Source organism: Paenibacillus sp. A3M_27_13 (assembly GCF_024213315.1).
Classification (GTDB): domain Bacteria; phylum Bacillota; class Bacilli; order Paenibacillales; family Paenibacillaceae; genus Paenibacillus; species Paenibacillus polymyxa_B.
This window is the reverse complement of sequence record NZ_JANAVE010000007.1, coordinates 157827-179335: the sequence shown is the minus strand read 5'-3', so window position 1 is coordinate 179335 and position 21509 is coordinate 157827. Positions and strand designations below refer to the sequence as shown.

Below are 21509 nucleotides of genomic sequence, written 5' to 3'. Positions count from 1 at the left end.
TGCATTGTTATACTAACGGAGAACTTTAGTTCAATAAAACAGCGACAGTCTAGGACTTTATTTTCTCGTCCACGGCTGCCGCTGTTTTTATAGCTGGGGCCAGTCTAATACTTTTTTTACGAGATCTGACGGTTTTATAATTCGAAATGTCGCGTGGGACCAACATATCCAGTCTAGTACTTTATTTTCTTTCTACAGTTGTTCGTGCCATGGTTCAAGCTTTTCCCTACATTGATATTTACAATGAAGTGCTTGATAATAAGTGGATATCGTACGAGACAAAGAACCTAAAAGTGAGGAATCTGGAATGACGACAAAATTATACTACACTGCTCCAAATCTTACGGAGTGGGACACTCATATTACACAGAGCATGGAAAGAGACGGAAAATATTTGGTTATGCTGGAGGAAACGGCCTTTTATCCGCATGGCGGAGGCCAGCCTTGTGATACAGGAACAATTCAGGGCGTCCGTGTATTAGATGTTGTTCTCGAGGATGGGGATATTTGGCATCAGGTAGAGCATTTGCCGGAGGATAGGAAAGTAGCCTGCCAATTGGATTGGGAGCGCAGATTTGATCATATGCAGCAGCATAGCGGGCAGCATTTGCTGTCAGCGGTTTGTCTGGAGTTGTTGGGTGCGCGTACTGAAAGCTTTCATCTGGGACAAGAATATGCCACGATTGATGTGAACTGTTCGGATGTAACACCTGCGCAGCTATCGGCAATCGAACAGGAAGTAAATCAGCAAATCTATAGTAATCGCAACATAAAAAGTTTTTTTGTAACCAGTGAGCAATTGAAGGATATTCCGCTGGTGAAAACGCCCAAAGTGACGGAAAATATTCGGATTGTCGAGATCGAGGGCATTGAATATAATGCTTGCGGCGGTACTCATGTAGCTCAGACCGGGGAAATTGGAATGATTAAATGCTTAAAATGGGAGAAGCAGAAGGGGATGGTAAGAATCCATTTCAAATGTGGCGTTCGCGCACTCCAGGACTTTAACGATAGTGTTCAGATACTAGATGTGTTATCTACGAAGTTCAATACCGGGCGAAAAGATATTTTGACCCGATTCGAAAAGTGGGAGCAGGAGCATAAGCAGCTTAAGGCGCAAGTGGAGCTCCTACAAGAGGAAAATGCTTCGTACCAGGCGAAAGAGTTGCTATCTGCTGTGCAGGGGCATGTTCTTGCTCATGTATTCGAACAAAAATCCCTTCAGGACATGCAGCAATTGGCTACCAAGCTGACAGCTGAGCATGATCTGCTTGTTTTATTTGCCACAACAGCAGAAAACAAAATCATTCTGGCACATAACGGCACCCAGCCTGTTGCCTGCGGAGCATTTTTGAAAGAGAATCTGGGCGCGTTTCACGGTAAGGGGGGCGGTAGCAACCAATCTGCTCAGGCTGCATTCTCGTCCCGCGAAGACCTTTTGAATTTCTTTGAAACGGCCCAGCGGCAGTTCATTCAGGGCTGATGTAATGGAGGATTAGTGACGAAGCGGCAGCTTCCACTTTTCCTCTTCTGTAAATAAAATAAAAGAAAAAATAAGTGCAACAACAGCGCCCCAAACGGCTTTATCCCCAATCGTCAAAGTCAGAAATCCCCCCAGCAAGGCTCCTACCAAGAAGGCAGCCAGGATGACACCATAACGCATCGCTCGAATGGCAGCGTTCGTGTCCTTAGTCGTTACAGCGACATACACAGCCTCGATAGCTGATCGAAGGTTACCGGTGCTGACCGTGGAGGTGTACGGCACATCAATGAGCTTGCGGAAGGAAGTCATTTGCACGGAAGCGACGAATGAGACGATCACCACTACTACCGTATTGGGAACTCCTTGCGGAATCAATCCCACGATGAAAAAAATCGCGATTTCCAGTAAAAGAATTGCGCGGGTCCAGTCTGGAGTTAAACGGTGGGTTGATTTGCGTTTAATCCCTTCAGCAACAAAAACCCCCAGTGAAAAGGCGATCAGAGGCGGGATATAGGATAATGCCTGAATCCAGTGCCCCTGAATGACTTTAACAGCCAGCAGCACGATATTGCCTGTCTGTGCGTTGGCGAAAACACCGCCTCTTCCAACAAAGGTATATGTGTCCAAAAAGCCCCCTACTAATGATAGTAAGGCGCCCAGTCGCAACGATTCGGACGTTACCTGATGTAAATGGATTTTGCCTTTCCTAAACACGGCATATAAGCCTCCTATACTAAACGTCGATTCTTTAAAGCTAACACGAAAATCCAGGACCATACAATTAAATTAATCACTTAAGCATGAAAATGGCACAAAGAAGCCGCATCGGGTCCCATACAAAAGAAAGGACGCGATGCGGCTTTTTGGAGTGCTGTTTAAAGTGCCCACCTAGAACCTCAAAGATGTGCTTATTGCAGGGCTTTGACAAGTGCTGCGCCGAAGTCCTGTGCACCATCTGGACCGTCGGCTGTAATAATGTCGCTATGCGCAACGACATGCTGTGCCACATATTCGGCTTGATGCGATTGGAGCTGGTCCTTTTGTACATCCACAGGATAACATGTAGCCGTTCTGCCGGAGAGCAGTCCAGTTTGAGCCACGGCTACAGAACCTGCGCAGATGCCAGCCAATAGTTTCTTTTGCTCATGAGTTTGTTTCAGCAGAGCTTGGAGATCCGCGTTATTCCAAAGATAGTCATTCGTTCCTGATCCGCCGATCACAGATACCACATCATAATCAGCCAGCACAGCGTCAGTAAAAACAAGATCAGCTGTCGCTTTACCGTTGTAGTCACCTATGATTTCGCCTGTTTTTGTACTAGCTAGCGTCACAGTAACACCTGCTTGCTCCAGTGCTTCCTTTGGTTTAAACAATTCATCCTCATTAAAGCGCTCTGGGGGTATAATAAAAAGAGCTTTTTTACTCATACTTTATTCCTCCTTGAATGTGTAACGTTACCTACTATTGTAGGGTGGACTTGTCAGGCTGTGAAGAATGCACTTTCAAGTACGGAGGTTACCTGTAGGTTACTATTAGAGTGCAAGACCATGATGATTTAGAAGGAGTTAATTGATATATGTCCGATACGCTAAGAGAAGAAATACGGGAGAAGATCGTCAACGGAGACTATAACTGCGAAAAGGAACTGACCCTTTCGGTCTTAAGCGGAAAGTGGAAGATCGTCATTTTATGGCATCTGGGTGTAGAAGGGGCGCACCGTTTCAGTGACCTGCAAAGGCTGTTTCCGAAGCTGTCGCATAAAGTGCTGACCAATCAGCTGCGGGAGTTGATGGAGGACGGTATTGTGCACCGGGAAGTGTATCCCGAGGTACCTCCAAAGGTGGAGTATTCGATGACTGAACTGGGGATGACGATTTTGCCCATTGTGGAGATGATGTATGACTGGGGGAAAAAACGGGTGCAATCCATTCGTGAGGAAATGCAACGCAGCGGTGAGGGAAACGTTTAAATAATGGAATCGATATGTAGGTGAATCAATAAAGTTCCTTCATATGAAAAATAGAACGCCTTGCACTATGAGTACAAATTGTACTTAGAGCAAAGGCGTTCTTTGGCATGTTAGCAGTCTGTGTGTTTTTATCATGTTAGTTTAGGAAAAATAGCTGTAGCCCATATGGATCATTGCTTTTCAAGTGCTGGTAGAACCTCAATCCAGCGTGTAGCCCAAGTACCGATATGGTCAAACAAAGGAGCTAAATCGCGTCCCTTATCTGTAAGAGAGTATTCAATCCGTACAGGCTTCTCAGGATAAACCATACGTTGTATGATTCCTTCTTCCTCCAGCTCTTTTAGACGGTCGGAAAGGACCTTTCCACTTAAATTAGGGATTGAATTCTCAATAGCGACGAAACGTTGCGGACCATTAGTTAGTTGAAATACGATCAACACCGTCCAACGCTTACTCAGTAGCTCCATAGCTTTTTCAAACCGTGGGCACATCTGCGGAATGTTCATGTGATCACCTCATGCTCCTATTATTAACGATCCACTGTTAAAAGTAAATGATTTTACTTTACATAAATTTATTACTTGACGAAATGGTGTGATATAAATATACTTTGTTACATAAAGTAACTTGTTGGCTTTGATACGGAGCTTGAGATATGAATACTTAAAATTTGAACTTAATTTGATATTATTTTTGATATTATTAATGATGTAATTAAATGAACAGATACGAACTAATCGTTATGGTGATGGTTTGGGCGTAGGGGGAAGTCAGATGAAGTTGGAATGTGAAGTGTGCGTAGTTGGAGGGGGACCCGCAGGAACTTTGTTGTCCTGTCTACTGGCGGCGCAGGGTGTATCCACGATATTGATTGAGCGGCAGAGCATAGCGGGAAAGGCTTTCCGCGGTGAAATCTTGAATGATGAGGGTCAGGAAGTGATCCAAAAGCATAAGCTGCTCGAACAAATTCATAAGGACTATGTTCTCGCCTCTACAAGAATCGAATATTGGGAGCATCAGCAGCAAGTGAAGACGGTCAAGCCAGCATCAGTAGATGGTAATGTGGGGGTTCATATTCCACAGCCTCGATTTTTGGAGGCTCTGCTCAAGCAGGCGTCAACCTACGAGTCCTTCCGTTACCTGGCGGGTACAACTGTGACTACCTTGGAAGGTAAGAGCGAGCAGGGGTACACGGGCTTGGCCGCCCGCGATAAGAACGGTCATGAGATCACGATTGACAGTTCGTTGATTGTAGGGGCAGACGGTCGCTATTCGACTGTGCGCAAGCTGGCGCAGATGCCTGTGACAAACATTCGACACGGCTATGATCTGCTATGGGCGAAAATCACAGCACCTGCTGGGTGGGAGCCCGTCACTCGTCTGGCACGGGTCAACGGAGGGCAGTTGGCTTTATTCTCGCAGGCTGAGGGCTATATTCAAATTGGCTGGAATGTGGAGGAAGGTAGCTTTCCAACCCTGTTTAAGCAATCCTTTGAACCCTTTATACAACGGCTTACCGAGGCTTTTCCGGATTTGAAGCATAGTGTGCATGATCACATTCGTTCATGGAAGGACTTCGTACCGTTGGATATTTTCAGCAGTCGCAGTGACACCTGGGCGCAGAACGGGCTGGTCCTTATTGGAGATGCGGCGCATACCATGACACCTACCGGAGCTTTTGGCTTGAATGCAGCGTTAAAGGATGCCGATGTGCTAGCTAGTGAGCTTCTTCGTTTACGACAGAAGAGCTATACCGCAGGAGACCTAAAGGCGTTCGAAGACGGACGACGACAGGCTGTCACCGAGCTTCAGGAACGGCAGCTGACGATGGAATCCACGTTTCATGAACATTTCTTACAAGCCGATAATCAAAGGATATAAATCCTGACAACAACATGAATTACCGGAATTTTCATATATAGAGTTTATATAAAGGATGGTGCAGAGAGATGAACCAAAAAGATGTAGCTACGCTACTTAACGATAAAATTCAAACCGTTCGCGGAGAGCAATCTTCGACGATTTTAGTAGGACCGATCAAGCTGCCAGTTAATATGGAAGGAGAAACGGTTGTTTTTCAGTGGTACTGCTGGTTGCCTGTACGGGATGAGGAAGATCGTCAGGACTTACTGAATGCCACCGCTGAGACGATTGTGAAGCGATTGTCCACACTGGATTTGGCAGAGGGACAACAGTCAAGCGTTTTGGTGTATGGCGATCTTCAACAGTCGGAAAATGCATTAGTTCGCATGCATAGTATTTGCCATACTGGAGATATTTTTGGTAGCAAGCGTTGTGATTGCGGATTTCAACTCCACCAGTCCATGAAAATGATTGTGGAACATGGAACGGGTGCATTGTTCTATCTGGCTAACCATGAAGGCCGCGGAATCGGTTTGTTTAGTAAAGCAATGGCTTATATTCTGCAGGAAGAAGGCATGGATACTGTAGAAGCCAATCATCAATTGGGTTTTGAAGATGATACACGCAACTATGCGGATGCCATTAGTGTGCTCCGTCACCTGAGACAAAAACCAGTAACCCTGATCACAAATAATCCCAAAAAACTGGATGCCTTGAAGAAATCGGGTATGAATGTGGCGGGTCGCATGCCGCTCTGGGGCGATGTGTCGCAATATAATGAACGGTATTTGAATACAAAAGTGGAACGATCCGGCCATTTGCGGGATTCCGATCTCAGGGAGGTTCTATGACCACTCACGAAAAATATATGCGCCTGGCACTGGAAAATGCCAGAAGTGCTAAAGGGCAAACAGAACCGAATCCGCTCGTCGGATCAGTCATTGTCAACAACGGTCGTATCGTTGGGATCGGCGCTCATCTGAAGCCCGGCGAGCCACATGCCGAGATTCATGCGTTGCGTATGGCGGGTGAACACGCTCAGGGAGCGACAATTTACGTAACGCTGGAGCCGTGTTCCCATCACGGTCGGACAGGCCCGTGCGCGGAAGCCATTGTGAAGGCAGGCATTCGTCGGGTGGTGGTTGCAGCGCTGGACCCGAACCCGCTGGTTTCCGGCAGAGGGGTACAGATTTTGAAAGATGCGGGCATTGAGGTCATTGTCGGAGTATGTGAGCAGGAATCCATCCGCATGAATGAAGTGTTCAATCAATATATTGTGAGCAAGCGTCCTTTTATTACGATCAAATCGGCAGTAACACTGGACGGTAAAATTGCAACCCGGACCTCGGAAAGCAAATGGATTACATCTGAGGCTGCACGGGAGGATGTGCATCGTCTTCGTAACGAGCATGTGGGAATCCTGGTCGGTGTACAGACGGTGATTCACGATAATCCTCAGCTTACGACTCGTCTACCAGAAGGACGGAATCCGATTCGTATCATTTTGGATAGCAAGCTTCGAATTCCATTGGATGCCCGTGTCATTACAGATGGGGAGGCGCCTACCTGGATATTCACAGGACGCGCTTATGATGAAGGCAAGCGTAGCCAGTTGGAACAGCTAGGTGTAAAGGTATTTCCGACTCAGGATGAAAACAGCGATCGGGTTAACCTGCCGCAAATGCTGGATATTTTGGGTGCGGCAGAGGTATCATCGGTGTTCGTGGAAGGCGGAGCCGAGGTGAACGCTTCCTTCGTGCAGCAAGGGCTGGCAGACAAGCTGGTGCTGTACATGGCACCAAAGCTGGTTGGAGGACGCGCAGCCCCGGGATTTCTCGGGGGAGAGGGCGTGTCTGCGATGAGCGATGCGGTGGCATTGCATGATTTGAGCGTGACACAGGTTGGTGTAGACTGGAAACTAGAAGGGTATTTTGAGCGGGAAAAATGAGTGTTGTTTGCGGGGGAGAAGGCACTCCACTAAGGGGTTGATCTTCCGATCGCTGTTGCAGTGGGATTCTTCGGATTGTATAAGACATTTAAAGGTAAGAATCCCACTGCAAAGGCGAACGCTTACGCTTCTCCAGATTCAACCCCTTCGCTCCGCTACTGCCCACCGCAAAGTCACTCATTTTTTCGAAATGGTGTGGAGCATGGGAAAGGCAAAAGGACTTAAATACTCAAAAGCTTATATACTTAAAAGAACAGAGAATCTGAAGGGCTACAAGGCCTGGAGGATTCTTTTTTTATATACTAAACGTTTATTAGGGTGAATGATTAATGGGATGAATAACTCATAGGGTAAATGTCTAATGGGGTGAATTCGAGATAACATAATTACACATGCTTGGGTTTTTCGTCCTGGTTTCTTATGTATTTTTAGAGACTTTCGCCTCGTTTAGTTAGAATATAGAAATGAAAGGATTGACCTGGAAATTGAGATCAAGCACAATGAAGTTGAAATCAACTTGGAAGAGAAGGGAAAAGCCTTGCAGTGAAAGGGATTATAGAATTCAAAGGAGGATGTAGGTTGTGAAAAAAACGTTATTATGCTTGTTAAGTGCCAGTCTGATATTTTTAGCTGCACCGGTTTCTACTAAAGCCTTTTCGGGTGAGGTCACACAAGGCGCTGGCTCATATTCAACCACACTACCTGCCGGAGCAGCAACACCGCAAAACGAGATTTACAAAACAGCGAATGTAAACAGCCCAATGCCTACCAATGACTGGTGGAGCAGCCTCGCCTGGGTACCGTACTCCGAGGCTCAATATCCGCATCCCCTTGCCTTGAAAAATCAGCAAAACGGTTTACGCATCTTTAACCCGAGTGGGAAAATTACGGTAAATCCGGGATACATCGCAGGTTGGATGGATGATGTGAACGATTTTTCCGTCGGTCATTCTGTAAGCGTTTCATTTCCTGATGCCAAGGTGGACGGTTTCAGCGACTGGTTTGTCAAATCATTATTTCAAAGCGGCAGCAATAAAATGAGTGCTACCTATGGACACGGCTCCCCCTATGTTTTTTTTGAGTTTGGCGGTGGCAATCCCAAGCTTTCATTTAATGGGGTGCCAGAGGTTTGGTCTGGGTCAGCTAGTTCCCCTGTGCTTGGCATTACGGTTAATGGCTCACACTATGGTCTGTTTGGTCCTTCCGGCAGCACCTGGTCTGGCCTCGGAACGAGTACTCTGATCAATCAATTGAACGGGAAAAACTATTTTACAGTGGCGGCTTTGCCTGACAAAACAACCGCGACATTGGACAAATTTCAGCAATACGCCTATTCTTTCGTTACAAACTCCAAAGCACAGTACAGCTATAACGAAGCCTCTTCCGAAGTGACGACCACCTTTACTGTTGCGACAACAGCGAAGGAAGGCACGCAAAGCGGTACTATTTTTGCCTTATACCCGCATCAGTGGAAAAATTCATCACAACCCCTGCTAGGCTATACGTACAATTCTGTACGCGGTCTGATGAAAACAGCAGAAGGTGCTTCTTTTCAAACGAAAATGAAGTTTACAGGGGTACTGCCTTCCCTGCCCGACTTGGGGTCCTACGATAAAAATACGCTCAACAGTTATATAGACGAAGCGAAAGCGGAAGTCTACTCCGGCGATAGAGACACGTACTGGACTGGAAAACGTCTGGGCAAGCTAGCAGCGCTGGCGCCGATTGCCGACCAGGCTGGCAATACCGCAGCAGCGACCCAGTTCCGCAATGAGATCAAAAGCCGGCTGCAGGACTGGTTTAAGGCCAGTGACAGCTCGGGTAATCTGAAAAGCTCCAGTCTATTTGTGTATAACAACAATTGGGGGACACTGATCGGTTATCCCGACAGCTTTGGCAGTGCGGTAGAATTAAATGACCATCACTTCCATTATGGATACTTTATCAAGGCCGCAGCCGAAATTGCACGTGTGGACAAGAGCTGGGCATCCAATTCCCAATGGGGGCAGATGGTACAGCTGCTCATTCGCGACATCGCCAATATCGACAGGTCTGATTCGAAATTTCCGTATTTGCGTAATTTTGATCCCTATGCCGGGCATACCTGGGCTTCCGGCCATGCCAAATTTGGTGATGGCAACAACAATGAATCCTCCTCGGAAGCGATGAATGCTTGGGCAGGTCTTATTTTATGGGGCGAGGCGACGGGAAATACTCAAACTCGTGATCTGGGCATCTATCTATACACAACGGAAATGAATGCGATTAACGAATACTGGTTTGATGTGCATGGCACAAACACCCCTGCAGGGATGCAAAGCGCGACGGCAAGCATGATCTGGGGTGGTAAAACCGTAGGGAATGCAACATGGTGGACCAATAATGCCGCAGAGGTTCATGGTATCAACTGGCTACCGATCACCTCGGCTTCCTTGTATCTGACGCAGTATTCAGATTATGCAGCTAAAAATTATAACGATCTGCTGCGAAAAAACGGTGGGAATTTCAGTCCATGGGAAGATATTGTGTATATGTACAGAGCGATCTCGGACCCGTCCGATGCCAAGGCCAAATTCAGTGCACGCGTAGCGGCCATGACACCGGAAGCGGGGAATTCCAAGGCGAATGCCTACCACTGGATCTACAATTTGGATGCTTTAGGCAACATCGACCGCAGCATCACTGCTAATTCACCTATTTATGCCGTATTTCATAAAAACGGTGTAAAAACTTATGTGGCCTACAATTTTACAAACCAGGTTAAAACGGTAACCTTCTCAGATGGGCACACTATTACCGTGCAGCCGAATAGCTTTAATACCGGAAATGGGAGCGGCGGTGGCAATCCGCAACCTGATACAGAGGCTCCATCCATCCCGGCGAATGTTCGAGCTACGACCAAAACGGCTTCGGTAGTCACTTTGGAGTGGGATGCAGCTACAGACAATGTTGGCGTTACGGGTTATATCGTTTATAAGAACGGGGCTCAGGCCGCAGAGATAAGCGGTACTTCCGCTTCAATTACAGGGCTGAATGCAGCTTCCACTTACAGCTTTACCGTTAAGGCTCGCGATGCAGCTGGTAACCTATCTGCAGCAAGCAATGCGGTAGGGGTAACGACAGAGCCAGCATCTGGCGGTAATGAGGGTGGCGGAGAAACAGAGGATTATAAAGTAGGAGCTCGCTTTGTCAGCGATCATGAAGCATTGCTTCAATTTACACCCAAAACAGCCTCGGCCTATGTTGACGTGCATTATACTTTAACGGGTGGACAACAGCTCAATTACCGAATGACAAACAACGGCGGTGTCTGGGAGCAGCGGGTTACAGACCTCGATATTGGGAAGGCTGTCAGCTATTGGTTTACCTATGAAAAGGCGGGATTGCAATACGAGACCCCTTCATTCAGCTATACACACCAGCAGACTGCTTCTACAACGACAGACGTTCCACAACTTCCACTACCGAGCGTTGATCCCGTTTTCGAAAAAACATCCTAGTGGATCAGGCCTAAGATACGAACGCGACAGTTAACTATAGAAAGAAAGACACAAGGGAAGCAAATACGCTTCTCCTGTGTCTTTTTTTGTTTTTTTATAGGGTCGTAATACTTTCGCCATGTTCGTGAGTTCCAGGTTGCGCGATAATGATAAAGGCTGATACAGGAAGATATTACCGAGGCGAGGATTTCCAAAGGTCCCGCAGTGCCTGCCCTGATGGGGTCAGGTATCCTGTAATTCTGATGTATCCACCAACATTAGGGTTCAATTCCCAATCGCCTTCCACGCGACTTCTGGTAGAGTATTCGAATGATCGAATAAAAACAATGAAAAGACCCGGATAAGAGCATCCCATGTCTGGTCTCGATGACAGGTACCGGGGCGATGGCTATGCGGCCAGCGGATACCGGAGAGAGCAAGCGCCGACAGGGTTCGAGGCTTCGGGGATACAGATTCACAATCGATGTTGGGCTGATGAATTCCATCCCTAGAACACGGAAACAGGCGGTATCTTTCTTTTTCCTTAAGCTTGACCCCGCCGTCCACACCGAAGGGATGCTCTGCAAGGGTCACTAACCCTACTACAACAAATAAAAATAAAAAATCCTCATTTTAAAAATGTGTGTTTACTATAACATGCGAATCAGCGGAGCGGACCATTTGAATCTGAAGAAGCGAAGCGTTCGCCTTTGCAGTGGAATTCCTACCTTTGAATGTTTTATGTAATTGAAGGAATTCCACTGCAACAGCGATCGGAAGATCAAATGGAACGTGAAGCCGCTACACGCGGAAATGTACATTTTTAAGTTGAGGATTTTAAATACTAGGAGTGATACGATGTTTAAGAAGATAACGATTAAATCTGATGAGCGCGGGCTGCTGTTCAAAAAAGGAAGCTACCACAAGTTGTTGCACCCAGGAACTTACCTATTGAAAACATTTCGGCAGGAAGCAGTTGAAATTTTGAATGTAGCCGAACCATTTTTTGTACCTGATCATGACATTCGTTTGTTTTTGACAGATCCCCTATTGCTTGAGCAATTGAATGTCATTGATGTAGAGGACCATGAATATGTGTTGCATTATGAGGATAATCGATTTGTGGAGCTACTGACGGCAGGAAAATATGCTTTTTGGAACATGCTCAAGAAACATCGTTTTGTTCGTGCAGATACTCGGCAGCCTGCGATTGATAAGGCATTGGGGCAAGCATTCTTGTCCAAGACACCGGGCTTCTGGAAGGCACTTCAGGTGGGCAGCTATGAATTGGGATTTTTATATTACGATAATGTGTTGCAGGGTGAGCTGAAACCGGGCAAATATTATTTCTGGATGTCCACAGTGAATACAGAGATCAAAACGATAGATATGCGACAACAGCAGATGGACCTGATGGGACAGGAAATCATGACAGAGGACAAAATCACGCTGCGCCTCAACTTCGTCTGTCAGTACCGTATCATCGACCCGTTGCGGGCGTTGGAATTCAGGGCATACGAGGAACAAATGTACATTATGCTTCAACTGCTGCTGCGCGAATATGTTGGCACGATGAAGCTGGATGATTTGCTGAAAATGAAGCAGGAGATTGCGGAATATGTTTTGACTCGACTGAATGAGCAGAGCGGCGAATATGGAGTGACTTTTACGTCAGCAGGGGTGAAGGATATTATTTTGCCGGGGGATATCAAGGATATTCTGAATACCGTGCTGTTGGCAGAGAAGAAGGCACAGGCCAACCTCATCACACGACGTGAAGAGACGGCATCCACTCGTAGTCTGCTCAATACGGCCAAGCTGATGGACGAGAATGCCACCCTCTTTCGTCTTAAAGAACTGGAATTCATGGAAAAAATCTGCGAGAAGATTGGCACGATTTCGCTGACTGGCGGGAATACGTTGCTGGAGCAGCTGAACACGCTGGTTCACATGAAAGAGGGGCAGGGACTCCAATAACTGAAAATACTCCCGAACGATGAGTGCAAGCCGGCTCAAGGTTTGGGAGTATTTTGCGTTTTAGTTTGTCTTGGTGGATGCAAGAAAAGCGTCCATATCGATCACCGGAATGAGGGTACCCTGATGCTCCATCACAGTAGGGAACAACTCGCGCTGCCACTCTTCCTCATTGCTTTGTAGCTGACTGTCCTCGGCAGAAGCCGTGTCCTCCACCTGATCGACAAGTAGAGCAATCTTCGCACGGCTGAGCAAAATCATTTTGTCCTCGGCGGAATCGCTTGATGCAGGAAGAAACAGCTTTTTGCGTAAATTAAGGATCGTAAATACGTTGCCACGAATAGTCACCATTCCTTCATGCCACGTCTCGGAAAAGGGAAGCGGCGTTCCTTTTTTGGCATTCATGACTTCTTCTACTTCCACAAAGTTTAACGCGAACTTTTTGTCCGCCAGACTGCACACAATAAATTCAGACATAGCAATTCTCCTTACATATTCAGATAAGCCATCACAGGTTGTGAATGAGCGGTAAAATGGGTTAACTATTGCGTTTTGACAGATGGAACGATAAAGTTGAGGATGCGGTAAAGTAGTTGTAGTTAATCACAGAATATCACAAACGAGCAGTTAAATCTTCCAAATTAACAACTATACGGCCAAGGCGTGGCTTTAAGTTTCCCTTCATATATAATGTTTGGGACTAAAGTTGTGTCCGCTGGCACTACATTTTAAGATAAGCGGGTTGAGGTAGAATGGATCATGAAAAGCAGCGATTAAGTATCGAGGCAGCCAGATTATACTATCTAAACGACTACAGTCAGCAAGATATCGCGGTCAGACTCGGGGTTTCGCGTCCTACGGTATCGCGGTTACTGCAGGCTGCCAAGGAACAGGGATACGTGCGGATCAGTATTGTGGACCCGATGGAGGATATGGACGCGCTCGGAGAGCAGGTGAAGAAGAAGTACGGACTGGATACCGTGTTAGTCTGTTATTCGCCGTTAAATGAATATCAGGAGATCAAGAAGCATATCAGCAAAAAAGCAGCCGATTATTTGCATGAAACGGTACAGGATGCTGATATTATTGGAGTGACATGGGGAACAACGATGCATGCCGTGGCCCTTCATCTCCAACAAAAGCAGGTCAAGGGTGTTGAGGTGGTTCAGCTCAAAGGAGGCGTGAGCCATTCACATGTCAACACATATGCCGTGGAAACCGTGAATTTGTTCGCAGAAGCCTTTCATACCATAGCACGGTATTTGCCGCTGCCTGTGATTTTCGACAGTCACGCCGTTAAGAAAATGGTCGAGGAGGATCGGCATATCCAGCGTATCATTGAACTTGGCAAGCAGGCGAACATCGCTGTGTTTACGGTGGGTACGGTCAAGGAGGATGCATTGCTGTTCCGATTGGGTTATTTTAACGGGGAAGAGCAGAAGCTACTGCAAAGAATCGGCAAGGGCGATATTTGCTCGCGCTTTTTTGACGCTGAGGGCAACATATGCAGTCAGGAAATCAATAGCCGTACCGTCGGGATTGATTTGCCTGATTTGCGAAAGAAGGAGAAGTCCATTCTCGTCGCTGGAGGCCAGCGTAAAGTGGAGGCCATTCGGGCATCGCTGCGTGGAAAGTATGCGAATATCTTGGTGACAGATCAGTTTACGGCACAAGCACTTTTACAATAGAGCAAGTCGTTCTCAATCCAGCAAAATACACGGTTATGGCGTTTCCCTACAGGGTAATATGAATTGTAGGTGACGCCTTGCGCATAAGCTTGAACATAATTTCAAAATGTGTTTTACATATGTTCAAAGGCATGCTATGATGGTCTCATCACAGAGAAATAAAGGACTTTTGTCTTCACACTATTTATCTAATGAAGGAGCTTTTAGATATGAACATTGCAGCATTAATCGACCATACATTGTTGCGTGCAGATGCGACGAAGGATGAATTTACGAAATTGACTACCGAGGCAAAAAAATATCAGTTTGCTTCTGTATGTGTGAACCCGACGTGGGTAGCTTATGCAGCAGAACAGCTCGCAGGCACAGGCGTAGCCATCTGTACAGTTATCGGTTTCCCGCTGGGAGCGAGCACGTCCGCAACGAAAGCATTTGAAACGAAAGATGCTATTGCTAACGGTGCGACTGAAATCGATATGGTTATTAACATAGGTGCTTTGAAGGCACGTGATGTACAGCTCGTCGAGCAGGACATCCGTGCGGTCGTGGAGGCAGCTGCCGGTACACTGGTAAAAGTGATTATCGAAACATGCCTGCTAACAGACGAAGAGAAGGTACTGGCATGTGAGCTGTCCGTCAAAGCGGGAGCGAATTTTGTGAAAACCTCGACAGGCTTCTCAACAGGTGGAGCTACTGCGGAAGATGTGGCTTTGATGCGCAAAACGGTAGGACCTGAGATTGGTGTCAAGGCTTCAGGCGGTGTACGCAGTTTGGAAGACGTGCAAAAATTAGTAGAAGCTGGCGCAAGTCGGATCGGTGCAAGTTCCGGTGTGAAGATTATCGAGGGCGAGCAGTCTACATCTTCCTACTAAGTTTATTTTAAAGTCATGGAGGGATTCGCGATGAAGGATCAATTGATTCAGAAAGCGCTTGAGGCGCGTAAACAGGCATACGTTCCGTATTCGAATTTTCAGGTGGGTGCTGCGGTTCTCGGAAGCGATGGCACGATTTATCACGGATGTAATGTGGAAAATGCCTCCTACGGCTTATGCAATTGTGCAGAGCGGACAGCGATTTTCAAAATGGTATCCGAAGGCTGCCGTCAAATTGATTCGATTGCGATAGTAGCTGATACGGAAGGACCTGTGTCTCCATGTGGGGCCTGTCGTCAGGTTATTTCCGAATTTGCTCATCAAGATACCAAAATTTATCTGACAAACCTTCATGGCAACACGGAAGAGTGGACGGTGGATCAATTACTGCCGGGTGCTTTTCGACCTGCGGATCTGGGGAAATAAAAAAAAGAATGCCTCTTTGGAGCGCATTCTTTTTACGGGGAATGTAAGCGCTTAATGTAATGAGGGGGAAATTAAATGAAATATGTAATCGCTCTGGTGGGACTGCTCGTTGTATTTGCACTTACTTACGTTGCCAGCAGTGACAAGCGTAAAATCAGGTATCGTCCGCTGATAGTTATGGTTGTTCTGCAAGCAGCGCTTGCTTGTGTGCTATTAAATACACGTATTGGCGAATTTCTGGTCAAAGGCTTTGCAAAAGGTTTTAATAGTCTTTTGGCATATGCAACTGAAGGGATTAACTTTGTTTTTGGCGGAATTGCGAATGAAGGAGCAGCACCGTTCTTTATCGGTGTACTGCTGCCAATCGTGTTTATATCTGCGCTGATTGGTATATTGCAATATGTAAAAGTGTTACCTTTTATTATTAAATATATCGGGCTTGTCTTGAGCAAAGTAAACGGAATGGGTAAACTGGAATCCTACAACGCTGTAGCTTCGGCTATCTTGGGTCAATCCGAGGTGTTTATTTCCGTTAAGAAGCAAATTGGTCTGCTGCCAAAACATCGGTTGTATACACTGTGTGCGTCTGCGATGTCTACGGTGTCCATGTCGATTGTGGGAGCTTACATGCAAATGTTAAATCCCAAATATGTGGTCACAGCTTTGGTATTGAACCTGTTCGGCGGCTTTATTATCGCTTCCATTATTAATCCGTACAAGATTGAGAAGGAAGACGATTTACTGGAGGTTCAGGAGGAAGAGAAGCAGTCCTTCTTCGAAATGCTCGGGGAATATATTATGGACGGTTTCAAGGTTGCTATTACGGTAGCTGCAATGCTGATCGGTTTTGTGGCGTTGATTGCCATGGTTAACGGGATTTTCTCTTGGTTGTTTGGAATCAGCTTTCAGGCGCTGCTTGGATATGTGTTTGCGCCTTTCGCTTTTGTCATGGGTATTCCGTGGAACGAAGCCGTTCAGGCGGGCAGCATTATGGCTACCAAACTCGTATCCAACGAATTCGTGGCTATGCTTGATCTGACCAAGCAAACAGGCTTGTCGGAGCGCACGGTCGGGATCGTATCGGTATTCCTCGTATCCTTTGCTAACTTCTCATCCATCGGTATCATTTCCGGGGCTGTGAAGGGTTTGCATGAAAAACAGGGAAATGTGGTGGCCCGCTTTGGTCTGAAGCTGTTGTACGGGGCAACGCTGGTTAGCGTGCTGTCGGCAACGATTGCAGGGTTGTTTTTGTAAAAAAAACAGCGAGTTAGGAAAGGATTTTTATGATGTCTAAATTCAAACGAATTCACTTGGTGGTTATGGACTCGGTTGGTATCGGCGAAGCGCCGGATGCTGCCCAGTTTGATGATTACGATGTAGATACACTCGGTCATATTGCCCGCGAACGCGGTGGTCTAAAGATGCCGAATATGGGTAAGCTCGGTCTATCCAATATTCGTTCCATAGAAGGTGTGGCAGCAGCCGACAAGCCGCTTGCGTATTACACTAAGATGCAGGAAGCGTCCAATGGCAAGGATACGATGACGGGTCATTGGGAAATCATGGGCTTGAATATTGCCGTTCCTTTCCGTGTATTTCCTGATGGGTTCCCGGATGAGCTGATTCAGCGCATTGAGGAGCACACAGGCCGCAAAGTTATTGGCAATAAGCCTGCCAGCGGAACGGAAATCATGGATGAGCTGGGCGAAGAACACGTGAAAACTGGAGCGCTCATCATCTATACCTCGGCGGACTCTGTGCTGCAAATTGCGGCGCATGAGGAAGTTGTACCTTTGAAAGAGCTCTATGAGATTTGCGAGTTCTGCCGTAAAATCACGCTGGAAGATCCGTACATGCTGGGTCGCATTATTGCACGTCCGTTCGTAGGCGAGGCAGGGAACTTCTCTCGTACCTCCAACCGACATGATTATGCGCTCAAACCGTTTGGTCGCACCACCATGAACGAGCTGAAGGATGCAGGTCTAGATGTGATCGCCTTGGGTAAAATCTCCGACATTTATGACGGTGAGGGTGTGACGAAGGCGGTGCGTACGGTGTCCAATATGGACGGCATGGATAAGCTGGTGGCTACGCTCGATGAGGATTTCACCGGATTAAGTTTTCTGAATTTGGTGGACTTTGACGCTGTATACGGTCACCGTCGTGATCCGCAGGGATATGGTCAAGCCTTGGACGATTACGATGCGCGTCTGCCAGAGGTTTTTGCCAAAATGACCGATGACGATCTGCTAATCATCACTGCGGACCATGGGAATGACCCGACATATCGGGGAACGGATCACACCCGCGAATATGTACCTTTGCTGGCATATTCCCCGCGTTTTACAGCTGGGGGCAAGGAGCTTGCAGTTCGTAAAACCTTTGCTGATATTGGAGCGACCGTGGCGGATAACTTTGATGTGAAACTGCCTGAACATGGAACGAGCTTTTTGGCAGAGCTTCAGTAATCAAGGACCAGCAAGAGTACAAGCAGGATTACTAGTAACGATATAAATAACGATACAAGCATGGACAAATGGGACGGAGGAATAAAAAAACATGAGTGTACACATTGGAGCCAAACCCGGAGAAATTGCAGAAACGATTTTGCTGCCAGGAGACCCGTTACGGGCTAAGTTTATTGCTGAAACGTATCTGGAGGACGTGACCTGCTACAACGAGGTACGCGGAATGCTCGGATTCACGGGTACGTACCAAGGCAAACGCCTATCTGTACAGGGAACTGGGATGGGGCTGCCTTCCATCAGTATTTATGTCAACGAACTGATTAGCGAATATGGTGTGAAAAACCTGTTCCGCGTGGGTACATGCGGCGGAATGAAGGAGCATGTGCACGTTCGTGACGTCATTTTGGCACAGGCATCCTGTACGGATTCCGGCATGAACCGCCATATCTTTGGCGGCTACGATTACTCGCCGATTGCCAGCTTCAATCTATTGAAGGGCGCTTATGATCGCGGTGTTGCCAAAGGCTTGAACATGCATGTCGGCAATGTATTCAGCTCAGACAGCTTCTACCGTGATGACAAATCAGTGGTACAAAAGCTGATGGAATACGGCGTGCTGGGTGTAGAGATGGAAACTTCGGCTTTGTACACGCTGGCAGCCAAGTTTGGCGTAAACGCACTGACGATTCTGACGGTAAGCGATCATTTGCTGACGGGGGAAGAAACGACCGCAGAAGAACGGCAAACAACCTTTAAAGAAATGATGGAAGTTGCACTGGATACAGCAGTATCTCTGTAAACGATCATACGCACAGTGAGGAGAAATGACATATGAGAATGGTAGACTTGATTGAGAAAAAACGTGACGGAAAAGAACTGAGTACAGAGGAAATTAATTTTATTATCCAAGGCTACACTCAGGGTGAAATTCCTGATTATCAAGTCAGTGCATTGGCGATGTCCATTTTCTTCAAAGATATGACTGAACGCGAACGCGCTGATCTGACAATGGCGATGGTTCATTCGGGTGATACCATTGATCTGTCCGCGATTGAAGGTGTAAAGGTCGATAAGCATTCCACTGGCGGTGTGGGTGATACGACAACGCTGGTACTGGCTCCGCTCGTAGCGGCCTTGGACATTCCGGTAGCCAAAATGTCAGGCCGCGGCCTCGGACATACCGGAGGAACGATCGACAAGCTGGAAGCTATTGCAGGCTTCCACGTCGAAATCAGCAAGGACGAATTTGTGGATTTGGTGAATCGCAGCAAAATTGCGGTCATCGGGCAAAGCGGCAACCTGACACCTGCGGACAAAAAGCTGTATGCCTTGCGTGACGTTACAGCGACGGTCAATTCGATTCCGCTGATTGCCAGCTCGATTATGAGTAAGAAAATCGCTGCTGGCTCCGATGCCATCGTGCTTGATGTAAAAACAGGTGCAGGGGCATTTATGAAAACCGTAGATGATGCCAAAGCACTGGCACATGCCATGGTGAGCATCGGTAACAATGTGGGTCGAAAAACGATGGCAGTCATTTCCGATATGAGTCAACCGCTGGGTCTGGCCATCGGTAACTCGCTGGAAGTGAAAGAAGCGATTGATACGCTGCGTGGCGAAGGACCAAAAGATCTGGAAGAGCTGTGTATGGCTTTGGGCAGTCAGATGGTGTTTTTGGCAGGGAAAGCAGAATCCCTCGAAAACGCCGAAGAGAAGCTCAAAGAAGTCATTCGCAATGGCAAAGCACTGGAGAAATTCAAAGAGTTTATTGCAAATCAGGGCGGTGACGCTTCTGTAGTGGATCATCCTGAACGCTTGCCGCAAGCGCAATATCTTATTGAGGTGCCTGCGAAGCAGGACGGTGTGGTAGCTGAAATCGTGGCTGACGAAATCGGTACCGCAGCGATGTTGCTTGGAGCAGGACGTGCGACCAAAGAATCCGAGATTGATCTGGCTGTCGGCTTGATGCTGAACAAAAAGGTCGGGGATGCTGTTCAAAAAGGCGATTCACTGGTTACTATCCATGCGAACCGTGAAGATGTAGCCCAAGTGCTGGAGAAAATCTACGCCAACATCCGTATTGCGGATCACGCGGAAGCGCCAGTGCTAATCTACGGAACAGTGACAGAGTAAGCGATAAGCCATATTTATAAAGTCGTGTTGAGTGTCTTTGATCAAGTTTGAAAAATATGACAGCCGGACTCATAATAGATATGAGTTCGGCTTTTTTTATTGTAAGGCCGAGGGTTGCACAGAGGGGGAGAGACATGTTCAGATTATACAGCGATGTCCGGGGAGCAGCCTATGAAAGACTGATTGATTATGCTATGGAACGGGCAGACACGTTTATGCTGGGCATACATAAATGGGCGACAGAGGATGAGAATGGAGTGATCGACCAGGATGTCCTGTTCAAGGAATTGTTACAGCAATTGAATCCTTTTATGCTGTCCACACACTCTTATGAGGAAATTAGGGGCATCCATTCCATTGCCTACACACAAGGAACATTTTACCGATACCAGTGTGCGCCCGAGGCAGGGGGATTATTAAAGCAGGCGGCGTCTAGTTTGTTTTCCTGGGTACATCCCCAATTACCTGAGGATTTGTGCTTCCAGAATGCGGAGGGAAGGGATTGGATCATTAACATAGCTCACGAACGAATAGGTGGACTAAACATGGCTACAGAAGAAGCGGATGAATTGGAGAAGCTTATCCCCGGTGTGTTTATTCACAAACCTGAATATCATCAGAATATAGATATTTTTCTGGACGATGCTATTCGACATCAACCGGATCGAGTAGAGCTTATGCGGTTTGGCTTGAGGGAGATACCGGAACGGATTAGAGAATTGTATTCCCTGAAGCATCTGACTATTTTCGAGCAGGATATACGAACACTACCGCACGCTTTGTTCGAATTGGAATCGTTGGAGTCACTGACGATACAAGTAGCGGATTTGGAAGAGCTACCCGCTGACATTGCCAAGCTGACCCATCTCAAAAACCTGAGGATCAGCTGTGGATGCTATGATCGTCCGGCCCCAGATTTCAAAGTGATTCCCAAGGCGGAGCTGGCATTTCGGCATTTGCCTCCTGAAATCGGAGAGCTGCAACAACTGGAGTATCTGGATATTCAGTATAGCGGAATCCGTACGTTGCCTCCTGAATTACAAAACCTGAAAAATCTACGCTCCTTGGACATTGTGAATGGATTCATCGAATCGGCACCCGATTTTATATATAAAATGACCTGGCTGAATCGCTTCCTTATAGAAGATAAGCCGTTCCATCTGTGCAATCACGGTGACGACTGAAGGATAGATAAGAAGAGGAGGA

General features: G+C 47.0%; 20 protein-coding genes. 16 read left to right on the top strand and 4 right to left on the bottom strand.

Annotated features, from left to right (window positions below):
* The first annotated feature begins 307 nt into the window (after positions 1-307).
* Entirely contained in the window at positions 308-1483 is a 1176-nt protein-coding gene (locus tag NLX82_RS21295; RefSeq protein ID WP_254349021.1) for an alanyl-tRNA editing protein, read from the top strand.
* 12 nt (positions 1484-1495) lie between these two features.
* Here the strand turns inward: NLX82_RS21295 and NLX82_RS21290 are convergent, their stop codons facing one another.
* Both NLX82_RS21290 and NLX82_RS21285 read right to left on the bottom strand, forming a co-directional pair.
* Positions 1496-2197 (bottom strand): YoaK family protein, encoded by a 702-nt coding sequence (locus NLX82_RS21290; protein ID WP_254349020.1) that lies wholly within the window; start codon positions 2195-2197, stop codon positions 1496-1498.
* A gap of 194 nt (positions 2198-2391) precedes the next feature.
* Positions 2392-2910 carry a DJ-1/PfpI family protein gene (locus NLX82_RS21285; RefSeq protein WP_028541780.1) on the bottom strand — a complete coding sequence of 173 codons (519 nt, stop codon included), beginning with the start codon at positions 2908-2910 and terminating at the stop codon, positions 2392-2394.
* Between the two features lie 149 nt (positions 2911-3059).
* Here NLX82_RS21285 and NLX82_RS21280 point away from each other — a divergent pair, with 149 nt between their 5' ends.
* A complete protein-coding gene (locus NLX82_RS21280) occupies positions 3060-3452 on the top strand; it encodes a winged helix-turn-helix transcriptional regulator (protein WP_254349019.1) in 393 nt (130 codons plus the stop codon).
* A 170-nt stretch (positions 3453-3622) separates the two neighbouring features.
* Here NLX82_RS21280 and NLX82_RS21275 read toward each other — a convergent pair whose 3' ends face one another.
* Positions 3623-3958, bottom strand: a complete 336-nt coding sequence (locus NLX82_RS21275) for a winged helix-turn-helix transcriptional regulator (protein WP_023990392.1) — start codon at positions 3956-3958, stop codon at positions 3623-3625.
* A gap of 268 nt (positions 3959-4226) precedes the next feature.
* Between NLX82_RS21275 and NLX82_RS21270 the strand changes: the two genes are divergently transcribed.
* From NLX82_RS21270 to NLX82_RS21245, 6 genes are all read left to right on the top strand, one after another.
* Positions 4227-5333, top strand: a complete 1107-nt coding sequence (locus tag NLX82_RS21270) for an FAD-dependent monooxygenase (protein WP_254349018.1) — start codon at positions 4227-4229, stop codon at positions 5331-5333.
* A gap of 68 nt (positions 5334-5401) precedes the next feature.
* The gene (locus NLX82_RS21265) at positions 5402-6166 is read left to right on the top strand and encodes a GTP cyclohydrolase II (RefSeq protein ID WP_025722502.1); all 765 of its coding nucleotides are present in this window, start codon (positions 5402-5404) and stop codon (positions 6164-6166) included.
* Positions 6163-7263, top strand: coding sequence for a bifunctional diaminohydroxyphosphoribosylaminopyrimidine deaminase/5-amino-6-(5-phosphoribosylamino)uracil reductase RibD (gene ribD, locus NLX82_RS21260; RefSeq protein ID WP_028541782.1), 1101 nt, complete (start codon positions 6163-6165; stop codon positions 7261-7263). The genes NLX82_RS21265 and ribD overlap by 4 nt, the downstream gene beginning before the upstream one ends.
* 581 nt (positions 7264-7844) lie before the next feature.
* Positions 7845-10763, top strand: a complete 2919-nt coding sequence (locus tag NLX82_RS21255; protein WP_254349017.1) for a glycosyl hydrolase — start codon at positions 7845-7847, stop codon at positions 10761-10763.
* 353 nt (positions 10764-11116) lie between these two features.
* Complete coding sequence (locus NLX82_RS21250) at positions 11117-11254, top strand: hypothetical protein (RefSeq protein ID WP_155990463.1); 138 nt, start codon at positions 11117-11119, stop codon at positions 11252-11254.
* Between the two features lie 346 nt (positions 11255-11600).
* Entirely contained in the window at positions 11601-12719 is a 1119-nt protein-coding gene (locus NLX82_RS21245; RefSeq protein WP_069080674.1) for a slipin family protein, read from the top strand.
* 60 nt (positions 12720-12779) lie between these two features.
* Here the strand turns inward: NLX82_RS21245 and NLX82_RS21240 are convergent, their stop codons facing one another.
* Positions 12780-13193, bottom strand: coding sequence for a chemotaxis protein CheW (locus tag NLX82_RS21240; protein ID WP_254349016.1), 414 nt, complete (start codon positions 13191-13193; stop codon positions 12780-12782).
* Positions 13194-13468: 275 nt separating this feature from the next.
* Here NLX82_RS21240 and NLX82_RS21235 point away from each other — a divergent pair, with 275 nt between their 5' ends.
* The 8 genes from NLX82_RS21235 to NLX82_RS21200 all read left to right on the top strand — a co-directional run bounded on the left by NLX82_RS21235 (position 13469) and on the right by NLX82_RS21200 (position 21487).
* Positions 13469-14404, top strand: coding sequence for a DNA-binding transcriptional repressor DeoR (locus NLX82_RS21235; RefSeq protein ID WP_023990386.1), 936 nt, complete (start codon positions 13469-13471; stop codon positions 14402-14404).
* Positions 14405-14613: 209 nt separating this feature from the next.
* Positions 14614-15276: a deoxyribose-phosphate aldolase gene (gene deoC, locus NLX82_RS21230; protein ID WP_023990385.1), complete on the top strand. Its 663-nt coding sequence runs from the start codon at positions 14614-14616 to the stop codon at positions 15274-15276.
* 30 nt (positions 15277-15306) lie between these two features.
* The gene (locus tag NLX82_RS21225) at positions 15307-15702 is read left to right on the top strand and encodes a cytidine deaminase (protein WP_023990384.1); all 396 of its coding nucleotides are present in this window, start codon (positions 15307-15309) and stop codon (positions 15700-15702) included.
* Between the two features lie 75 nt (positions 15703-15777).
* Positions 15778-16956 (top strand): NupC/NupG family nucleoside CNT transporter, encoded by a 1179-nt coding sequence (locus NLX82_RS21220; RefSeq protein WP_068938278.1) that lies wholly within the window; start codon positions 15778-15780, stop codon positions 16954-16956.
* A 29-nt stretch (positions 16957-16985) separates the two neighbouring features.
* Complete coding sequence (deoB, locus tag NLX82_RS21215) at positions 16986-18170, top strand: phosphopentomutase (protein WP_179085407.1); 1185 nt, start codon at positions 16986-16988, stop codon at positions 18168-18170.
* A 91-nt stretch (positions 18171-18261) separates the two neighbouring features.
* The gene (gene deoD, locus NLX82_RS21210) at positions 18262-18969 is read left to right on the top strand and encodes a purine-nucleoside phosphorylase (RefSeq protein ID WP_023990381.1); all 708 of its coding nucleotides are present in this window, start codon (positions 18262-18264) and stop codon (positions 18967-18969) included.
* Positions 18970-19001: 32 nt separating this feature from the next.
* Positions 19002-20303: a pyrimidine-nucleoside phosphorylase gene (locus NLX82_RS21205; protein WP_025722513.1), complete on the top strand. Its 1302-nt coding sequence runs from the start codon at positions 19002-19004 to the stop codon at positions 20301-20303.
* A 134-nt stretch (positions 20304-20437) separates the two neighbouring features.
* Positions 20438-21487, top strand: coding sequence for a leucine-rich repeat domain-containing protein (locus NLX82_RS21200; RefSeq protein WP_254349015.1), 1050 nt, complete (start codon positions 20438-20440; stop codon positions 21485-21487).
* The last annotated feature ends 22 nt before the right edge of the window (positions 21488-21509 follow it).